The following is a 19,516-nucleotide window of genomic DNA, read 5'->3' on the forward strand; positions in this document are numbered from 1 at the left end:
GGTTTTTAGACACCGGAAAAACAATAAGTAAAAACATCTAGAATGGCTATTAACCTGCTTTGCAATACGCTTTCAGATGGAGCGGGTGAAGGGAATCGAACCCTCGTCGTAAGCTTGGGAAGCTTCTGCTCTGCCATTGAGCTACACCCGCATCCTGCGCCCCAATATACTAAAGCGATCCCGGTTTTCCTACTGACAGCGGATACACGTCCAGGCCATATTCCAGACGGCCATACTCTTGCACGTTGAAGCGCCAACGCAGCCGCTCGACCACGCTCAACACGTCGGACTCGTAACTGCGGTGACGGGTTTGCCGTGACAGCCACTGGGCACGTTCCGCATTGCCCCAGGGAGTGCCGGGCGTGCCGATTGGATGGGCCGCTGAAACGGTGCTCATATCGCTTTTCCCTTGGGTCAGCCACCAAATGGTTCAGACGCCACAAGGTGACGTCGCATGCTAGCAGAATGCCCCGATGGAGAGTAAACAGGCTACAGCCCCGCGTACACCGTACTCAAGAACAGCACAGGCGTGTCACACAACTGAACGCCCAGACTTTACCTTTATAAGCGTATGTCGTATTAATGTGCAGTTGTTCAGGGATAGATAGGAAGCAACATTGGATGTTGTAAACACGCCTCCTTTTTACCTCCAGTGCTCCCTTGAAATCCTCTGAATATAGACACGTTCGTCTGGAATAAACTCCGAACGCTGGACTCCAGACATAGAGCATTTGAGGAAATCTGAGAGGGAAGCATGAATAAACAGAAATTGAGCGGGCGTTTCATTGTAGTCTCCAGTTTGGCTCTACTGGCCGCCTGCGGTGGTGGGGGTGGTGGAGAGGGCGGCGGAAGTGCAGAGCCAACACTCTCGCTTGACTCAAGCAACTACGCGAACAAAAAAATTGAAATTTCCTCGTCAACGAACGTCGACAATATCAACCAGCTTTCGACTGATATGAACGATGCTTTTGGTTTACTTGGTGATCTTCATGAATCTCTTTGGGATCAATCCGGAGGGGAATCGGGAACCACCAATTGTGACGGGGGAGGCACGGCCAACGTCACCTACGCGGGCAAAGACTGGAATGTTGATGAAAGCTGGGAGTTCAATGACTGCATAGTTTCAACCTATAGTCACGGCGACGTACTGCTTAACGGAACTTTCCGGTATGTTGATACCCTCACCGGTGAAACGGCGACCAGCGAAAGCTGGAAGGGGTATGAAAGCTATAATATCATCGGTGAGCTTAAGGATAGTGGCGAGCCATTGAACGTGAAAGGTCGCAGCGACTGGGACCAACTTTTACGCTGGGATAATGACACGAAAAGCGGCCGTTCTGTTGACACCATCGAAGCCTTCGAGCTCAAAGTCGGTAATCGTTACGTCGCTCTCACCAATATCGAGACGCGCCTGGAAGGGACGGAGTTTGGCGCCGAATTCACGATGGATGGCACGCTGATCGGGTCTGCGATTGAAGGGTATGTTCAGATATCGACACCCACTCCGGTAAGCATCTCAGTCAATGAAACCTGTCCAACCGAGGGCATCTTCCGTATTTCCAGTGATGGTTCTGCAGAAGTGCGATATGGCAGCAGTGCGGCTGGTACAGCAGGCGCCGTAGCTGTGTGGATAGATGGCCAGATTGTTGAAAGCTATGAAGACTGCAACGACGTTGGCTTTGCACCGGTCTATTGAGGAGTGGCGGCGAGGAATGCTATTCCTCGCCATCTATCGTCAGCGAATTAAATACTGCTGCTTTTGGTGGTTCCCCCTGAGAGCTCTAAAGCGTCTTCAGGCTTTCAGGCCGGAACAGCGCCGTACCCAACACCAGAACAAACGCTGTTACCACAAACACCTTATTCACAAACCAGTTCGTGCGCCAGATGGACCACTCCGGCTCCGCCAGGAACCAGATGAACAGCGTGGAGATGATCAGAATCTCAACCACCGACATGCCGATGGCAAGCATGCGCGTATACCACGGCCTCGCCAATAACGCCCAGGCCAGCCAGAGGTGCGCAACCGGCCACAGGTCCCAGTAGATATAGGTTGTCCATGCCTCATTACTGGCCAGCGCAAAGCCGATCGGGAACAGGTATTTGATAAAGAGGGTCCAGGCCACGAGGATCACGAACAGATGCGCGAGGAACGTGATCCAGGGGCTCCGAACAGTTTCAATGGGCGATGTCATTATGGCGCTCCTGTCGGCGAGCTCATTCGAAACTGGGACAGATCTATTCTTCAGATGCCGGCTGGCGGTTATGACCGCGTTGAACAATATGATGGGGAAAACCGGGCACGATAACCCTGGCCTGTCTGGGCATCACCTACTCCCTGCTTTTTTCGGCACAGAATCCGTTCTGTGTAATGGGATTGATGTTAGCGGAAGTATTGCCACTGTTGGTAGCTGAATACCGTCAGGTTTGGGGCACCCGAGACACTCCGAAAATAAACCTGTCCCAGTTTTCCCCTCTACCTGAGTGTCGGGAAACTATACATATTTATTATTAACTGCCGGAGTAACGACATACCCAGCTGATTAAAAGAGCTTATTTTTTACAGGCGCAATATTTGCAGTCCAAACGATGCTGGCCAACTTGTGCTTGGTTGGTACAAACAATTTGGAGAATAAGTATGTTCAGGAAAACAAGAAAAGCAGATATTGTCCTCGCAACAACCTTCATGTTCGCACTGCCTGTGGCGGCATTAGCAACACCCGTATCAAACCTTGACAACCAACCATGGGAAAGAACCCTGGTGGCTGATGGTGGAACGGCTGAAATTGTAGACTTGACCGGACAAGGCGGTAACCTTGAGAACAATGCGCCCTTGCAGTCGGGAGCGGTGAAGCTTCAGACCGGGTCGACAAATGCTTCACGCGCAGAAATTCAGCTTCTTCCTGACGGCGGTTTTGGCACTGTCAATGATCTTTCTGCTGCGAACGCCTCCTTCAGTTATTCGATGTACAAGGGCAGCACCGGTGCTGCTGAACCCGCCCCTTCGTTAAAAATGCAGTTTTATAATGCTTCTCCAACCCAAAATCAGGGTGGTTATACTCAACTGATCTTCGAACCCTACTGGAACCAGCCTGGTGCCGAAGGCTCAAGCTCTGCAGTGCCGAACGGTGAGTGGATTGACTACTCCGTCAGTTTTGACAGCGGTTTGCTTTGGAGCACCGGTGGTTTTAGCGCAACCAACAGCGCAGGTGGTCCGCCTCTACTTACCCTGGGCGATTGGCTTACGACGCTGAACTCAGATTTTGGCGAGGCTAATCTGTTCGGTATCAGTCTAGGTCTGGGCTCGTACACTCCCGATCAGACTGGTTATATCGACAATGTCTCCGTCAGTGCCGGAGATTACCAGAAGACATTTGATTTCGAGGTCGCCGCCGAAGTGCCAGCGCCAGCATCACTGCCATTGCTTCTGATAGGCCTGCTTGGGGTCGCCGCAAGGAAGTTACTTCGTCGTTCCTGAATGAGTAACCAAATCCAAGAAAAGCGCCAGCGTTCAGCTGGCGCGCTGAAGGAAGCGGTGACGAGAAAAAAGGAGAACAAGTAAATCTGCCCTGGGTTTCCCTTGTAGTCTATGTTGTGGTCATGGACGAGCGTTTCCAGGGCAGATTAAAAGTTTCGCCGTCGGAACCCACCTACCATGCCGAGGATGCACCATGTTGCAGACTTCACTGAGATACCTCGCCGTGGTTGCCTTTGCCGCTAACTTTTCTGCAGCTTCCGCTCTGGCTGACGCCACAACACCAATCGACTGGACATCGGTTCCGGTTGAAGAGGTTACGCTGTTCTATCCCGGACAATCTAGCCTCCAGTGGTTACATAGCCCGGAACATCCCGGTGCGCGCATGCTGGAACGCGGCACCGCCTGCACGGACTGCCACCGTGACTCGGAACGACGCATGGCTGGATTGTGACCTGGATCAGACCGCTCGACACCGGCCATTACGACGACATCACCCTGAAGCGCGGTAAGACCTGTACCTTCGGGTCCAGGATGCAACCTCCCAGGAGCATTTGATGATCGATGTTCACACCCGAATGCCGGTGGCCGTTCTGAGCCTGAATCCAGCGGTGGATATCACTTATGAAATCCCTCAGCTGGTTGCAGACCAGAAGGTTCATGCCCTTGCATCGCGCTACGATCCCGGTGGCAACGGGATCAATGTTGGTCGGGCGCTAAAACGGCTGGACGCGCAAGCTTGTACCTTCTGTGTTGTTGCAGGCGAAATAGGCCGCTTCCTGCGTCACCAGCTCGATGCGCAGCTGGATCAAGTGAGCTATCTGGAGGTGAAGGGGGAAACCCGGATCAATGGGACTATTCTTGAAAACCTGACGGGGGCCCAGTTTGAAGTCAGTGGTGTTGGCCCTGAGGTATCGACCCGTCAATGGGAAGACCTGCTGGACCGATTCGTAACCCATTGCAGCAATGGGTTGGGAATAATCACCGGCTCACTACAGCCCGACTTACCAAGAGATTTGTACGCGCAGGCGGTGCGACGGTTGAGAGCCGCTGGCGGGCAGGCAGTGGTGGACTCCCACGATGAATTACTCCGCAACGCGATTGATGCCCAACCCTTTCTGATCAAACCCAACCGGTTCGAACTAGAAAACCTGACCGGGCAGCCCTTGAGAAACCTTCAGGACATTGTTCGGGAAGCCCGACACTTGCAGGAACGGGGCGCGACCTGGGTGTGAGTGTCACTGGGCTCCGAGGGTGCAATACTGGTAACGCAAGACAGTGTCTTGCAGGGCGCGTCGGCCGAGGATTCATTACGACAGGGGGCGCAGCGACTGTCATGCAACCGGGGACCGAGTTATTCGATACGAAAACGGTCGACCGGTTACGGGCTGAAGTTAGCATAACGCGGCTTTAAAACCGGGACAGGAAATCAAGCTGATCTTCGATTGACTGAACCAGCGCGTCGCCCCGATAGACATCAAAATGACCGACCGGATAGTGCTTCACTTCCGCGCTCGGCATTCTTTCGGCCGCTTTGACCGCAGCACTCGCCGGGGCGACCGTATCGTGGTCGCAAATCAACACCAGTGCCGGGCAGGCGACTTTGCTGGCCAACCGGATGGGCCGGAAAAAGGGAATGGCATAACTCACGCCCGCTGCAACGTAATTCGACGCGTTATCGGCCAGCAAGGGAACATACCCCTCCTGGCAGTCCTCAGCGGTCATCATGCCCAACTCGCCGGGGCGACCGGCCGACGCAATATACCGAGGAGACATCCCCAGCCCACGGCGAAGCCAGTCGACCGTTCCGTGCCAGGTCAGGCGTATCGCCTGCATGAAGCCGGCATAACCGATAACCCCCAGCAAAGACGCCAGACCATCCATCATCGGGCACTGGGAGATGATGCACTGCACGTTTCCATCCTTTGCCGCGGCCGCAATCACAAGGCCGCCAGAAAACGACGTTCCCCACAGGCAAATGCGGCTGCCATCGACACGATCCAGCTGCCGCGCGAAATTCAGTGCCGCCAGCCAATCCGCCACTTCCTTGCGCGGGCTCAGCGTCTGTCGTGGCTGACCATCACTGTCACCGAAATGGCGGTAGTCAAAGGCAAACACCGCATAACCCGCATTGCAGAAGGCTTCTTTAAACGGTGCCAGACCACTGGCATGAGTCAGACCAAAACCATGCGCCATCAAGACACACGGCAAATTTCTACTGTCGCCATTCGGAGTGTAAAGAACACCACGACAGGTTGTACCATGACTCGGAAATTCCAGGGGATTTTCGATCATCGTTTGGCTCTCATGCTTGAAGGTCGAAAGTCTCAGGATAGCTCATTGCTTCAAGATGAGGTCGAGGGGTAACAAAACCACCTCGTTTGTGTCTGAAGGCGGAAGGTACACCGCAACAGTTTCACATGCACCCATGCCGCAACCGCAGCGTAATATAGGTTGTGCTACCAAGGCTTCGCCGGCGGCTACTGCGCCTGGGCGGTCGCCCAGGGCTACCTCGCCAAAGGTGATCCACAACATTGGGCCATTCGGGATGGCCGTCTATATTTAAACTACAACCAGTCTGTTCAGGACCGGTGGCTGAAGGACGCCCCCAACTTCATTCGGCGGGCGCGTGAATCAGGCGCACCAGGTGTATGTGCAAGGCCTGGTAAGGCAAAGCCGCAGTAACGAGGTCAAGCAGGCCCTGATGATCCAGATGCTTGAAGAGATAGTCCGAATTGCAGGCATAACTGTTGAGGACGTCTGGATCTATTTGCAAGACATTCCAGCCACTCAGATGATCGAGTTTGGCAGATTTCTTCCAGCGCCGGGAGACGAAGCTGAGTGGGAGTGGGAAATGACTCCAGAAAAGCGGTCCAGGTTACCCAAATAACCGAAATAAAAGATCTGTCCCAGTTTTCCTATCCTGACAGCGCATAGTCGATCGCCGCACACACCGCGGCAACCTGCGCGGCATTGCATTGCTCGGGGGTCACTCGGTCGCTGTCCGGATATACCTCGGTGGTGGTCCTGTAGCGGGCGTTGGTCATGCTGGTGCAAAGGCCAAGCTGCGCCAGCGGATACTGAATAACGCCCCGAGCGGCCGCCGGTGAGCCGAGGATCTCGCCGTTGTCATCCGCCGGCGCGATATGGGTGATCTTTTCCACCGCCTTGATCAACGCCTGCTGGAATTCCGGGTGCGGGCTCTCGGTGTCATCCACCAGGTAGAAGCCGTCCGGAATGTCCCCCGGCTCAAACGGTTTGCCATCACGGGCTGCAAGCGCCGGGCGAAACTCGGTTTCGTCGGTATCGGTCGTCTCGTGCAGGTCGATGTGCAGCAGTATTGGCTCCTGTGTCGCAGCGACCAGCTGCATGAGCGCTACGGACTCCCCGGCCTGGCCGTCTTCACGAAACGAGCGGTTTGGATCAATCGCGTTCGCGTTCCAGCGATGGATGCGCTCGTAAGCCCAGGGGCTGACACAAGGCGCGACCAGCAGGTTTACACGACCGGCATAGTCCGATGCATGTTGTTCAACGAACTGCAGCGCACCACGGACACCGCTTGTTTCATAGCCATGCACGCCGCCCGTAATCAGCACCACCGGCCGATCGGCCCGCCAGTCGCGGCTGCGGCTTGCCATCAGCGGATAAACGTCCTGGCCATATTCCAGTCGGCCATACTCTTGCACATTGAAGCGCGAACGCAGCCGCTCGACCACGCTCAACACGTCGGACTCGTAACTGCGGTGACGGGTATGCCGTGACAGCCACTGGGCACGTTCCGCGTTGCCCCAGGGAGTGCCGGGCGTGCCGATTGGATAGGCCGCTGAAGCGGTGTTCATATCGCTTGTCTCCTTCAGTCAGTCACTCGCGCATGCATAACAAAAACCGATGCAAATACGGCCTTATCGATAACTTTCGATCAAAGTGTTCAGTTGTGATTGGAATTCGGAATAAAATCAACCTTGCGAACTTCCAGCTTCTTCGAATAGCCAAGTTGTCGAGCAATGAATCGGGCGTCTTCAGCGGGCTGCACCAAATCCGGAAACAGCCCGACAGCCCTCTCGTCACGCGAGAAACTGTAAGGCGGTGATTTTCCGCTGAACGCGAAAGTCAGATTGCTGCTTCCCATCGAGACACCAGGCAAAGCAAGGAATACAACCAGAAACGCGAGGCAAAACGCCGGAAATCCTTCCAAAAGATGCTTATTCACCAAAGTTACCTCTGAGGAGCTCTGTGCTTGCATGAACAAGTCATCATGGCGCTAACACGTCAGTTTTAATTATAGAGTGGAAATGCCGTCGATCGCGGTCACCGTTTTGGCATCCGCCCGCTCAATAATTTTCACGAGGGTGGATTGAATCGTTTCATCTTCGCGGGCATCACCGCCACTTACAAACGTTTGCTTCTGAGGATCGGCACCCTCTTCCTCAGTATATGAAACAACGACCTCGGTGGCTGAACCCGGCGCTTTACCAAAGTACTCTAGCGAAACCAGCGGATAGCCATGAAAGCCCTTCTTAATCTGCTTTGCAATGCGCTTTTTTGCTTTATCCAAATGCATAATAAGGCCTGTCGCTGCGCTTGTTATCTGGGTGCCACACAAACACCCAGTCGATACCATTCGCCAATTCTATGCCGTTAAACCCATCAAAAATAGACCTGCCGCTGTTTGGTTAGCACTGTCATTTCCGGGTGAGACAATCGCCAGGGACGAGGCCCTGGCGATTGTCTGTTACGATGCAGCACGCAGACGCGCACGAAGGATGAGTGCCACATTCATGGTTGATAGCTCAGTCTAAAGGAGTGTGAGAGAAGGGTCGGCTTACGCCGACAAGCTATCCCTCCCCGCCTCTAAGGATGGGGTTTCTCACGAACCATCTTATGAATTACGAACACGCAATTGTAAAATTTGAAGGAGACGTTGCTGTCTTGCTCTGCAACGGATGCGGCATCACTATCGCAGAGGGCACCAAACACGAGGACCGTGAGCACTACTGTACGATGTGCATGAGCGGCAATTGCAAAGCAAAATTCGAAAAAGGAAAATAAAAAACATAGAGTAACGCTCGTCTACCAACGCGGAAGAGCATTCAAAGTGTGGAGAGGTTTGATAGCGACTCAAATTAGCCCTGAGCCACCAGAGATACCGTCAGCAACGGCGACACGAAAAATAGGTCTGCCCCGGTTTTCAGTCCCGGTTTTCACCGATTTTTGCCGATTGCGAGGACCGTCGGAAGGCACTGGGACTTACCCCCATAGAACGTTTGAAGGCGCGACTGAAAGCCATCTCCGACTCGTAGCCAACGCTTGAAGCAATCGACAGGATTTTATCCGGCCGCTCCCTCAGCAATCGCGCCGCCACCTGCAATCGCCATTGGCTCAGATATTTCATCGGCGGCACCCCAATCACCCTACTGAATCGTTCCGCCAGAATGGACCGGGAACAATTCAGCTGGCCAGCCAATTTTTCAAGGGTCCAGGTCTCCGCCATGCGGCCGTGGAGCAACGAAAGGCATTTTGCGATAAGCGGGTCAGCAAGCCCCCGCATCCAGGGGTTGTTCGTCAGACCCTCGTTTTGGCAATACTGTCTGATGACTTCAATGAACAGCAATTCCCCCAGCCGCCTCATCACCGAACGACTGCCGGCCCAGGGATGGCCGCATTCCCGGAGCACAATATCAATCAGATCGTTGACCGGGCCCTCCAGCGCCGAGCGGGACAGCAGGATATAACGGGGCAATCCGTCAAGCAGCGGGTTCCATGGATAACGATCACACCCCAGAAACCCGCACACCAGCCGGTTCTGTCCGGGCCCACCACCGCCATTTTCAATGACCAGGGGCAGCTCACCGGCCGCCATCAACGTGAAAAACTGCCGGGCGGGCTCGATATCCTTGTCAGACGGGTCCCGGGGTTGGTTCGAAATGGCGTAAGCATCGCCATGCGGGAACAGAATAATGTCGCCACCGTCCAGCCTGACGGGAGGCTCGCCCTCCACGGTCGCCCAGCAAGGCCCCTCTATAACAACATGATAGGAGATCACCTGATCAGACGCCGGCAAAATCAGATCCCGAAAATAACGTTCATTAGGCACACCGGTGGCGTAAGGCCAGCTGGGCCGCCAGGCAAAAAACACCGCCCCCTGCAGCCGGATGTTCTCAAGGACATTGGAGATGAGGGCATCCACCATCCCGGACGTTTGGACAAGCGAATCGGACGACAGGCTATGGTTCCTTTGCATGGTAGTCCCTAGCATATGACGTAAGGGAACCGGATCACCATTGAGACCCGACGATGGAAAAGGAGGCTGCCATGTCCTCGCTCAGCAAAGTGGAAACTAAACCTCCAAGCCCTGCTTTAATCTACCACCAACAATTTGTGCCCGCATTATTCGGTCAGTGGGGTCCGCGACTCGCGGTGCAAGCCGGACTGCGCAATGGCATGGCTATACTTGATGTGGGCTGCGGCACCGGCGTGCTGGCCTCGGCTGCCGCCGATATTGTCGGTGATGAAGGCGTCACCGGTGTGGATATCAACCCGGACATGCTGGATGTGGCCCGGCAACTGCGCCCAAGCATCACATGGCTCCAGGCACCGGCCGAACACCTTCCATTCGCTGACGCCAGCTTTGACGCGGTTCTGAGCCAGTTTGCCCTGATGTTTTTTGACTCCCGCGCACAGGGGCTGGCAGAAATGTGGCGTGTGCTCAGACCGGGCGGAACCCTCCTGGTTGCCGTCTGCGATGGCATCCACCGGTCGGCGGGTTATTCGGTGTTTGCTGAAGTGCTGAACAGCCTGTTTGGCCCCGATGTCGCGGAGTCTTTCAGGGCGCCGTTCAGTGCCGGTAACGCGGACCACCTGCGCGAACTTGTGCAGAAAGCGGGCATCCCTGACGCGAGCATCGAGCAACAGCTGGGAACCGTAAAATTTGACACCATCGGCGACATGATCTCAACCGAACGAGCCTGTGTGTTCACCCTGGGTGGGATTCTGGATGATGTGCAGTTTACGAAGCTGATGCGCGAAGCCGACGTGGCGTTCCGGGACTTTCTGACCAGTAAGGGGACCGTTGAGTTCACCATGCCAGCCTTAACCATTCAGGCGCAGAAAAGTGCAGAGTGAAGGGTGCGTGTTCCCGGTTTTCACTTAAGTCTGAAATACTGTGCCGGAGTCAAATATTGGGTCTTGGATATGCCGCAAACACCATCGTCGTCATGAAATGGTGATCATTTCGTTATCGTGATATGAGGAACTCTCGTTAGGGATGGCAGAAGCTATACCTAGTCCGTTGGAAATCTTGCGGGCTGGAAGACATAGCGCGACAACTATACTGCCAAGGAGAATCCACCATGTCACGTATCGCTCTGTTTTTACTGGGAAGCTTGCTCATGACCAGTCTGGCTCACGCAGACCCCGGTCAGCCAAATTTCATGCCTGCACTTTGGGGTGATGGCGAAGTCTGGGGTACCAAGGGAACCACCACCTTGCCGGCTCCCACGGCCAACAACCTTCAGTCTTTCGACGCTCTCTACGTGGTGACCAATTCCAATAACCCGGAAGGTCAGCTGCCAATCTCCGAAGCGGCGCCTGGCAATCCGGCCTATAACGGGGGGCGTTGGTTCACACACACTGTAGAATGGACCGGACCCGGGTTTATGTATCATGGCATCGTGCCGGTTCTGACCTCCGATGAGGACATCGACTATCACGAAGCCATGGGCCACCTGACCATCACTCCGGGATCTTTTCCGGACGGCCCGCCGGTCTACTTCCAGTGTCCCTTGCTTCCCGTAAAGTAAGGTAAAGCTGAGAGCGGGATGAGTCGATCAACCCGCTCTCTGTTTACTGAGACCGCTGTATTTTAGCGCTGGATTGACTACACTTTAATCAGGTCCAGTGCACGGAGGATGTGTTCATGGAACATTCTCCTGGCTTTACGCCATGCCTTTACAAACGCCTTTCATTTTCAGGTCCGAGTCACCGGATTTTGTGGCTGGTGATGCTTCTTGCCATCACTTATCCCACTCACCCACTCGCTGATGAACAGTCTCCACTGCCCATGGCGCTGGACGGCAAATCCTTCCAGAGTCGGCTTGGCCCGGTAGGGCAACCTGCGGATGTTGATGACCTGCTGGTGTTTGAAGACGGCTATTTCGTATCCAGGGAGTGCGAGCGGCGTTGCGGTTACGCCAAGGTCGAGTACTGGCTGAGGACCCGGGAAGACGGCATTGAGATGCGAGCAGAAGTACCGTGCACCGATTCGGGTGCCATGATGTACTGGCGGGGTACCGTCCGGGGCGACGAGATTGAAGGCTCATTCACCTGGGTAAACAAGCGTTGGTACTGGACCTTTGAGAAAGAGTTCTGGTTTGAGGGTCGGCTGGTAAAGGCCGACAATCCATGACCCGGTCCGTCATGCCAGCCAGACGACGTGTGGCAGGGCTGCTAAAACTCACCATTCTGATCGTCATCATTGTGGCAGGAAACCTGCTGACCAAGGGTATTATTGATGGCCTGGACATGGACATCCGACCATCGAACGAGCCCATGCTGCACCAGATCATCATGATCTCCATGGTCGCCTACATCCTGCTGATGGCCATTCCTTTTGTGCCTGGTGTTGAAATCGGGCTCGCACTGATGATGATCCTCGGGCCCAAAATTGTGCCCCTGGTGTATGGGGCCACCCTGATTTCCCTGTGTCTCGCCTTCATGGCCGGAAGACTGTTACCGGAAAAAAGCATCACCCGTTTTTTGCGTGAAGTGCGCCTCGTAAGGGCCGCGGCGTTTTTGGAGAGCTTCCACGGGCTTGGCCCCGAGCAACGACTGGCCCGGCTAATGGACATATCGCCCCGGCGATGGGTGCCGTGGCTTTTGAAGCACCGCTACCTGACCCTGATGCTTGCCATCAACCTTCCGGGCAATATGGTTGTGGGCGGCGGTGGCGGTCTGGCGCTGATGGCTGGCATGAGCAGGATGTTTTCCATTCACCGATACATACCCATGGTCGCCGTTGCGATTTCCCCAGTCCCTCTTTTTCTGCTGGTATTCGGAAACAGAATTGCCAGTTGGCCGATCTGAGTTGAAGCTCGTTCAACACAGATCAATCCGTCTCCGGCTTTCGTACCTAAGGCCTTGATGATCCGGTGAACAACCCGGAGATGTTCACCTTTGCTGCAGTCGTTGCTCATAATTCCTGGCTTTATCCGTTTCACCCAAAGACCGATGAAAACTCATTAGTGCCGATAACATGTCGCGGTTGTCGGGAAACTTTTCAATTGCCCGCTCCAATACGGCGATGGCCTCGCGGGTCTGTCCGCTGGATTCCAGGGCAACCGCATAGACGTAGATGTAGCGATCGGTCGCGCTGCTGCCCTCGGCCGCCCTTTCAAGATAGTTCAGCGCTTCGGCAAGCCTGCCCTCGCGCACCAGAAGCAGACCGAGAGAGTGCTCAATCGGCGCCGGATCACGAACGGCAGTGAGGCCATTTTCCAGAACCTGCCTGCCCTCACCGTCTCTGCCATCAGCGCGCAGAAACGCCGCCAGATTAACGTAGGCCGGGGTGTAATAGGGCGCCCGCTCAATGGCTCTTCGGTAGTAAGATTCGGCCTTGTCGACCTTGCCCTGGCGCCACAGATACTCACCCAGATTCAGCAGCGACTCAGGCCTGTCTGAGTTATTCAGCTGGGACTGGACATAGTCCGACAAGGCACGTCGGTATCGCTCTCGCACTTCTGCCGGCCGCTCAGGCAGGGCCGGTTCCGAGAGCTGACTGGCAGTCAGGCTGCTGATTACCCGGTGCTGATCATACAAACCGGGCACGCCAAACATCGGTCGGTACTCTTCCGGCAATGCACCAAGCGCTCGTGCGGCGCCCAAGGCCACCAGCGGATCGTCAGACCGGCTGGCCTGCTGCAGCACAGCCGCTGACTGCCGGGACAGATACCCTGGCAACAGAGTCACTGCGGTAGCCCGCGCTATCGCGGGCTGCGTGGTATCCAGGATCAGTTGCGCCAGCAGAGCCTCAGCCTCGGGGCTGCCGTATCGCCCTGCCTGCAGAGCCAGGGCAAAGTGACCCTCATCCGGCGCGCCATGGCGCGCCTCCAAGACATTTGCGGCCCATTCCGCTGTTTTATCCGTGTGGCATTGATTACAGGCATTGGGCACTCCCAGCTGCAGGGACAGATCGGGCCGGGGCACCCGGAAACTGTGATCCCTGCGGGCATCCACCCCCATATACACTTTGTCTGGCATGTGGCAGTTGACACATTGCGCGCCGGCACTGCCTTCGGGATGACCGTGGTGTTTTTCGACAGCAAATGTTGTCGGCAGATGACACTGGCCACACACGGCATTACCCGGCGCTTTCAACGACAAACTGTGTGGATTGTGGCAATCGGAACAGGTCACGCCCGCATGGAACATGGCGCTCTGAACGAATGACCCATAAACGAAAACCTCACCGTCAATCTGACCGTCTGCGTGGTACAGGCCTTGGTCCAGAAGTGCCGGCATAAAATGCTGGAAAAGGCCGTCTGCCGGACGTGCACCATGGAACTGGGTTACCCGGCGTGAATGACACTGGGCGCAGGTTTCAAGTTCCGGCTGCGATGCCGCGCCGGAACGTCCGGGGGCTGGGCTACCAGTCTGAGGATCAGCGAACCAGTCTTTGGTCTTCGCCCGGGAAAGCGCCAGCTCAAAGCCCGAAAACGGCAGGCTCCTGTTGCCATCTTCCATGGCCGAGACGTGCTCCTGCCCGGGGCCATGACAGGCCTCGCAGGCGACATTCACCTCACTCCAGGTGGTGTCATAGCGATCGAGCTTCAGATCGTAGTTTTTCTGCAGGTGTGTGGAGTGGCAATCCGCACACATAAAGTTCCAGTTCTGGTTCAGTCCCGTCCAGTGAAGCTCATCGCCGGCACGGATGGGTTCGTCCGGATACAGGTGATACCAACGCTGCCCACCCATCACCGATGGCCGGGTATCCCAGACAATGCTCAAAGCCTGCAAACGGCCGCCGGGCATTTCAATCAGGTACTGCTGCAATGGGTAAACGCCAAAGGTGTAGGCGATGGGATAGTCCGTCAGCTCGCCATCAGGCCCGTCTGTCCTGACCATAAACCGATCGCCCCGGCGAAAAAACCGGGACTCTACCCCAAAATACTCAAACGAGACGTCATCAAATCGGCCGAGAACCGTCTTGGGGGTTGCTGGCTGCATCGCTTTCTCGTGGTGGGAGTCCTGCCAAAGCGCATACTCAGACTGATGGCACCCGGCGCAGACCGCCGCGCCCACATAACCGGCGGCACCGCTGGCATCGAAAACGTTTACGGCGTTTTGGGCCGGAAAACTGGCACATAGCAACAGCAGCGCAAGAACTGTTCTGATCATAAGCCTTCCCTGACGAGCTACCTCGATAATAATGGCAGATAAAAATTAGAATGCACTGAGAATGACAAGAGTTAATAGTGCCATTGTCATGATCCGTTTTGACTGAGTTTCAACTTATGCGGGCGCTTGCGGCCGCGCCAAAACTGTTCTAGATTTTGAATCACAAACCCGCCCTATTGCCGCAGGAGTACGCGTTGTTCGTCACGAGGGCTGCCTGATAGTGATCCGCCCCCGCATACAAGGAGGCTTCCGTGACCGTTCAGCGTCGACTAGCGCTTATCCTTTTCTTGTTATTAAGCCTGACCAGCCGTTCTCAGGCAGCAACCGAAGCAACTGTAGAGTCTGACGTCAACGCCGACACGATTTATCAGGGCGGGCCAGTTATCACCATCAATGACGCGCAGCCTGGCGCCGAGGCGGTCGCCGTTAAAGACGGCATCATCATTGCTGTAGGCGCTCAAGCCCAGATTGAGCGCCTGAAAGGGCCTCAGACCAAAGTCCATGACCTCCAGGGAAAAACCCTGCTCCCCGGGTTTGTGGATTCCCACGGCCACGCTTACCTGCAGGGCGTTCAGGCAACCACGGCAAACCTGCTGCCACCACCGGATGGGGCCGGAAAAGACATCCCCGCCCTTGTCAGCCTGCTGTCCGACTGGGCGGCAAACAATCAGGACGCCATCGAAAAGGTCGGATGGATTGTCGGATTCGGGTATGACGACTCCCAGCTGGCAGAGCAAAGACACCCCAACCGCGACGACCTGGATAAAGTCTCCACCGAACTGCCTGTATTGATCATTCACCAGTCCGGCCACCTCGGCGCGGGCAACAGTAAAGCACTCGAACTGGCGGGGGTGACCGCCAAAACCCCGGATCCCCAAGGGGGGGTATTCCGCCGCCGGGAGGGCTCCAATGAGCCAAGCGGCGTCAGCGAGGAATACGCGTTTTTCTATCTGCTCAGCAAACTGGCTGGCCGCTTCAACGATGAAATCAACGATGCGCTGGTAGAGGCAGGCACAAAACAGCTGGCCGCCTTTGGCTACACCACTGGCCAGGAGGGCAGAGCCACCGGTGCTGGGCTGGCCGCCATGAGCCGGGTTGCGGGCAAAGGAAACCTGCCGATCGATCTGGTCGCCTATCCCGATATTCTGGAAGTGGAAACCATTCAGCCAACGTTGGACTATCAAAACCGGTATCGTGTGGGGGGCGCAAAGTTGACCATCGATGGCTCGCCGCAGGGTAAAACAGCTTGGTTATCAGAACCTTACCATGTGCCTCCTGAAGGCAGGGAACAGGGTTATCGAGGCTATGCAGCGGTGGACCAGGCGACGGTGGACACGGCGGTAGACAAGGCCTTTGCCAACGGCTGGCAGATCCTTACCCACGCCAATGGGGATGCAGCAACCGACAGCCTGATCAGTGCCCTCAGCAAAGCCCGGGAGAAATACCCCTCGATGAAGAACCGCCCGGTACTGATTCATGGGCAAGTGCTTCGAAGAGACCAGGTCAAGAAGCTGAAGGCGCTCTCCGTTTTTCCATCCCTATTCCCCATGCACACCTTCTATTGGGGCGACTGGCACCGCGAATCCGTACTCGGTCCAGAGCGTGCCGAAAACATCTCGCCCACGGGTTGGGTGCTGGAAGAAGGTATGATGTTCGGGACCCATCACGACGCACCAGTGGCACTGCCCGATTCAATGCGAGTGCTGTCTGCCACCGTGACCCGTACAACCCGCAGTGGGCGAGTCCTGGGGCCGGAGCACAAGGTGCCCGTGCTGACAGCCCTCAAGGCCATGACCCTGTGGCCGGCCTGGCAGCATTTTGAAGAGCAGCAAAAAGGCAGCATCGAGGTCGGCAAGGTTGCAGACTTTGTCGTATTGTCAGAAAACCCGCTGGAAACGCCGGAACAGGATCTAGCCGACATCAAGGTCCTGAAAACCATCAAAGCTGACCAACTGGTTTACGAAAGGCCATCCGACGTGACCGCAATCTCCACACCTGCTCTGTTCGGACTGGTCCGGGGCTCTGAGTATCACGACCATTCGCCGGATGCGCCTACAGCAGCGCTGGGCGGAGACGGCTGCTTCAATGACGCGCTGAACCTTTTATACCGTGCAATCAATAGTCCTGCACCGGAACTCTGAATCCCGATGACCCGAATAGGGCCAGGAGATGAGCATGCCCAATGTCCGTTTCAGAACAATCAAGAGTCTGTCGTTGCTCTTTCTCAGCGCATCTGCTTCCAACACAATGGCACAGGAAGGCAGCGCGGATCTTGCCAAACAACTGGCCAACCCGATAGCGGCGCTGGTCAGTGTGCCCCTGCAGTTGAATTATGACGACCATATCGGGCCAAAGGATGACGGGGAACGCTGGACCCTGAATGTGCAGCCGGTAATACCTGTTGAACTGAACCCCGAGTGGAACCTTATTTCCCGGACTATTGTGCCGCTGATTTCGCAAGACGATATTGTACCGGGCGACAGCCAGTCAGGCCTGGGTGACGTTGTTCAAAGCGTCTTCTTCTCGCCAAAGGCGCCAACGCAATCAGGATGGATCTGGGGTGTGGGGCCGGTTGCATTGTTGCCAACGGGCACCGACGATGCTCTTACGGCTGACAAATGGGGCGTAGGGCCAACGGCCGTCGCACTGAAACAGGACCGTGGCTGGACCTACGGCGGCCTGGTCAACCATATTTCATCCTTCGCCGGAGATGACGACAGGGCCGATATCAGTGCCAGCTTCGTCCAGCCCTTTATTTCCTTCACCACTCCCGAAGCCATCACCTATTCCCTCAACACAGAAAGCACTTATGACTGGAAAGGCAACCAATGGAGCGTCCCTGTGAATGCAAGCGTGTCGAAAGTCACCAAAGTCGGCACTCAGCTGCTGAGTGTTGGTGGTGGCGTTCGATATTGGGCTGAATCCACTGCTGGTTCTCCTGAAGGTTGGGGATTCAGAGCAACTATCACACTGCTTTATCCCAAGTAGAAATCCAGGCGGTTAATGGTTTCCAGAGCCTGGCAACCCACTGAAATGTAGCGTAAAGCTGCACAAATGACCGAAAAATGGAAACTTTCGGGGGAATTAAGGGTTTTCCGCCTTATTAATTCGACAATGACCAAAGGATTGTCTAGTTTTTAACCGATGCTCTCTTGGCATAGGAGGCTAAGACCATGAAAACTATCATTCCCCTGATATTTGCAGTTCCCCTTCTGGCAGTATCCAGCAACACCCTCGCAGGCAGCGACAGCGGCCTGTACATCGGCGCCTCAGTCGGCCAGGCTCAACTCGACTTCGACGACGAACTTCCGGACCCCGGCAATGTTGACGTTGATATTGACTTTGATGACGACGACACCGCCTTCAAGATTTTTGCCGGCTACAACTTTGGCCTGATTCCGCTGGTGGATCTTGCCGTCGAGGGTGCCTACGTTGATTTCGGTAAATTCAACGGCCGTGTCGGCACCTTCAATAACTCAGAGCTTGAGGTTGACGGGTGGACCGCTGCCGGGCTCGCAGGCTTCAAGCTGGGCCCTGTTGGGGTGTTCGGCAAAGTCGGGTTTATCAACTGGGATGGCGACGCTGACAACTTCGGTGGCGACGACGGGACCGATCCGCTGTATGGCATCGGGGCGCGGTTTACCCTGATGTCCTTCCAGGTTCGGGCCGAATACGAGCGCTACGATCTGGATAACATCGACATCGACTACTTCTCCGTAGGCGGCGCTATCACCTTCTAACCTAACCTCACCGGGCGACGCCGCAGGCGCTGGTTGTCCCGGCCTCCTCCCGCTAAAAAACGTCCAGACTTCTGGCACGGCTCGCGCTCCGGGCATTTGACGTCATCGTCAGGCATGGCGGCGAACCAGAAAGCCATTTGCAACCTACTCTGATAACCTGCCCATTCTTTTTGCGAATGGAGCTTCCGCATGATTACAGTTCATCACCTTAACAATTCCCGCTCACAGCGAGTTCTCTGGATGCTGGAAGAGCTGGGCGTGCCCTACGAGATCCAGCGTTACGAGCGCGATCCAAAAACCATGCTGGCGCCAGCAAGTCTCAAGAAAATACACCCGCTGGGTAAATCGCCGGTAATCACCGACGGCGACCTGGTGGTGGCGGAGTCCGGTGCCATTATCGAATACCTGGCCCATACCTATGGCAAAGACACCATGCTGCCCGAAGGCGGCGGCCAGGCATGGCTTGATTACACCTACTGGCTGCATTACGCCGAGGGCTCGTTAATGCCTCCGCTGGTGATGCGCCTGGTATTTCAAAAGGTGAAAACCAGCCCGATGCCGTTTTTTGTCAAGCCAGTCGCCAAAGGCATTGTCGACAAAACCAATGAAACGTTCATCGGCCCGATGATCAAGACCCACCTGGATTTCGTGGAGTCCCATCTGGAGAAAAACACCTGGTTTCTCGGAGATAATCTCAGCGCAGCGGATATCCAGATGAGCTTTCCTCTGGAAGCCTCAGTAGCACGGGGCATTGTCGGCAAGAACCGGCCCCACATCACCGCTTGGGTGGAGCGGGTGCACGCCAGGCCGGCTTACCAGAGCGCTCTCGAAAAGGGCGGGAACTACGATTTCGCCTGAAGAAACAACATCGCTTTGCTAAGACGCGTTGCTGAATGTTGATGGTTTCCTCTGG

The 19,516-nt window shown here is 55.6% G+C and carries 21 protein-coding genes and 1 tRNA gene; 12 read left to right on the forward strand and 10 right to left on the reverse strand.

Going from position 1 to position 19,516, the window contains the following annotated elements; translation table 11 throughout:
• Window positions 1–77 precede the first annotated feature (77 nt).
• A tRNA-Gly gene (locus FDP08_RS07730) sits at window positions 78–151 on the reverse strand.
• Between the two features lie 18 nt (window positions 152–169).
• Window positions 170–397, reverse strand: a complete 228-nt coding sequence (locus FDP08_RS07735) for a hypothetical protein (protein ID WP_228263259.1) — start codon at window positions 395–397, stop codon at window positions 170–172.
• A gap of 357 nt (window positions 398–754) precedes the next feature.
• Here FDP08_RS07735 and FDP08_RS07740 point away from each other — a divergent pair, with 357 nt between their 5' ends.
• The gene (locus FDP08_RS07740) at window positions 755–1,696 is read left to right on the forward strand and encodes a hypothetical protein (RefSeq protein WP_137435409.1); all 942 of its coding nucleotides are present in this window, start codon (window positions 755–757) and stop codon (window positions 1,694–1,696) included.
• A gap of 85 nt (window positions 1,697–1,781) precedes the next feature.
• Here the strand turns inward: FDP08_RS07740 and FDP08_RS07745 are convergent, their stop codons facing one another.
• The gene (locus FDP08_RS07745; protein WP_137435410.1) at window positions 1,782–2,192 is read right to left on the reverse strand and encodes a hypothetical protein; all 411 of its coding nucleotides are present in this window, start codon (window positions 2,190–2,192) and stop codon (window positions 1,782–1,784) included.
• 443 nt (window positions 2,193–2,635) lie between these two features.
• Between FDP08_RS07745 and FDP08_RS07755 the strand changes: the two genes are divergently transcribed.
• The 3 genes from FDP08_RS07755 (at window position 2,636) to FDP08_RS07765 (ending at window position 4,707) form a co-directional block, all read left to right on the forward strand.
• A complete protein-coding gene (locus tag FDP08_RS07755; RefSeq protein ID WP_137435411.1) occupies window positions 2,636–3,475 on the forward strand; it encodes a hypothetical protein in 840 nt (279 codons plus the stop codon).
• 193 nt (window positions 3,476–3,668) lie between these two features.
• Window positions 3,669–3,926, forward strand: a complete 258-nt coding sequence (locus FDP08_RS07760; RefSeq protein ID WP_137435412.1) for a DOMON domain-containing protein — start codon at window positions 3,669–3,671, stop codon at window positions 3,924–3,926.
• 103 nt (window positions 3,927–4,029) lie between these two features.
• Entirely contained in the window at window positions 4,030–4,707 is a 678-nt protein-coding gene (locus FDP08_RS07765; protein WP_206077273.1) for a 1-phosphofructokinase family hexose kinase, read from the forward strand.
• 175 nt (window positions 4,708–4,882) lie between these two features.
• Here the strand turns inward: FDP08_RS07765 and FDP08_RS07770 are convergent, their stop codons facing one another.
• The 6 genes from FDP08_RS07770 to FDP08_RS07800 form a co-directional block, all read right to left on the reverse strand.
• Window positions 4,883–5,767 (reverse strand): alpha/beta fold hydrolase, encoded by an 885-nt coding sequence (locus FDP08_RS07770; RefSeq protein ID WP_137435413.1) that lies wholly within the window; start codon window positions 5,765–5,767, stop codon window positions 4,883–4,885.
• Window positions 5,768–6,086: 319 nt separating this feature from the next.
• The gene (locus tag FDP08_RS20300) at window positions 6,087–6,248 is read right to left on the reverse strand and encodes a hypothetical protein (protein ID WP_170978988.1); all 162 of its coding nucleotides are present in this window, start codon (window positions 6,246–6,248) and stop codon (window positions 6,087–6,089) included.
• 142 nt (window positions 6,249–6,390) lie between these two features.
• On the reverse strand, window positions 6,391–7,311 hold the full coding sequence (locus tag FDP08_RS07785) for a M14 family metallopeptidase (RefSeq protein WP_137435414.1): 921 nt from the start codon (window positions 7,309–7,311) through the stop codon (window positions 6,391–6,393).
• 89 nt (window positions 7,312–7,400) lie between these two features.
• On the reverse strand, window positions 7,401–7,682 hold the full coding sequence (locus FDP08_RS07790) for a hypothetical protein (protein ID WP_137435415.1): 282 nt from the start codon (window positions 7,680–7,682) through the stop codon (window positions 7,401–7,403).
• A gap of 69 nt (window positions 7,683–7,751) precedes the next feature.
• Complete coding sequence (locus tag FDP08_RS07795; RefSeq protein ID WP_137435416.1) at window positions 7,752–8,033, reverse strand: hypothetical protein; 282 nt, start codon at window positions 8,031–8,033, stop codon at window positions 7,752–7,754.
• A gap of 627 nt (window positions 8,034–8,660) precedes the next feature.
• Entirely contained in the window at window positions 8,661–9,713 is a 1,053-nt protein-coding gene (locus FDP08_RS07800; RefSeq protein ID WP_170978989.1) for an AraC family transcriptional regulator, read from the reverse strand.
• A gap of 71 nt (window positions 9,714–9,784) precedes the next feature.
• On the opposite strand from FDP08_RS07800, the gene FDP08_RS07805 reads away from it, so the two are divergent.
• From FDP08_RS07805 to FDP08_RS07820, 4 genes are all read left to right on the forward strand, one after another.
• The gene (locus FDP08_RS07805) at window positions 9,785–10,594 is read left to right on the forward strand and encodes a class I SAM-dependent methyltransferase (RefSeq protein WP_137435418.1); all 810 of its coding nucleotides are present in this window, start codon (window positions 9,785–9,787) and stop codon (window positions 10,592–10,594) included.
• 227 nt (window positions 10,595–10,821) lie between these two features.
• A complete protein-coding gene (locus FDP08_RS07810; protein WP_137435419.1) occupies window positions 10,822–11,271 on the forward strand; it encodes a hypothetical protein in 450 nt (149 codons plus the stop codon).
• Window positions 11,272–11,387: 116 nt separating this feature from the next.
• Complete coding sequence (locus tag FDP08_RS07815; RefSeq protein ID WP_137435420.1) at window positions 11,388–11,876, forward strand: hypothetical protein; 489 nt, start codon at window positions 11,388–11,390, stop codon at window positions 11,874–11,876.
• Between the two features lie 11 nt (window positions 11,877–11,887).
• Window positions 11,888–12,553, forward strand: a complete 666-nt coding sequence (locus FDP08_RS07820) for a hypothetical protein (protein WP_137435421.1) — start codon at window positions 11,888–11,890, stop codon at window positions 12,551–12,553.
• Between the two features lie 84 nt (window positions 12,554–12,637).
• Here the strand turns inward: FDP08_RS07820 and FDP08_RS07825 are convergent, their stop codons facing one another.
• A complete protein-coding gene (locus tag FDP08_RS07825) occupies window positions 12,638–14,863 on the reverse strand; it encodes a tetratricopeptide repeat protein (RefSeq protein WP_137435422.1) in 2,226 nt (741 codons plus the stop codon).
• Between the two features lie 251 nt (window positions 14,864–15,114).
• On the opposite strand from FDP08_RS07825, the gene FDP08_RS07830 reads away from it, so the two are divergent.
• From FDP08_RS07830 to FDP08_RS07845, 4 genes are all read left to right on the forward strand, one after another.
• Entirely contained in the window at window positions 15,115–17,004 is a 1,890-nt protein-coding gene (locus FDP08_RS07830) for an amidohydrolase (RefSeq protein ID WP_206077275.1), read from the forward strand.
• A 34-nt stretch (window positions 17,005–17,038) separates the two neighbouring features.
• The gene (locus tag FDP08_RS07835) at window positions 17,039–17,851 is read left to right on the forward strand and encodes a transporter (RefSeq protein ID WP_206077276.1); all 813 of its coding nucleotides are present in this window, start codon (window positions 17,039–17,041) and stop codon (window positions 17,849–17,851) included.
• Window positions 17,852–18,036: 185 nt separating this feature from the next.
• Complete coding sequence (locus FDP08_RS07840) at window positions 18,037–18,603, forward strand: outer membrane beta-barrel protein (protein WP_137435423.1); 567 nt, start codon at window positions 18,037–18,039, stop codon at window positions 18,601–18,603.
• A 189-nt stretch (window positions 18,604–18,792) separates the two neighbouring features.
• Window positions 18,793–19,461, forward strand: a complete 669-nt coding sequence (locus FDP08_RS07845; protein ID WP_137435424.1) for a glutathione S-transferase family protein — start codon at window positions 18,793–18,795, stop codon at window positions 19,459–19,461.
• Window positions 19,462–19,516: the final 55 nt, after the last annotated feature.

Origin of the sequence: Marinobacter panjinensis (assembly GCF_005298175.1) — a bacterium.
Classification (GTDB): domain Bacteria; phylum Pseudomonadota; class Gammaproteobacteria; order Pseudomonadales; family Oleiphilaceae; genus Marinobacter; species Marinobacter panjinensis.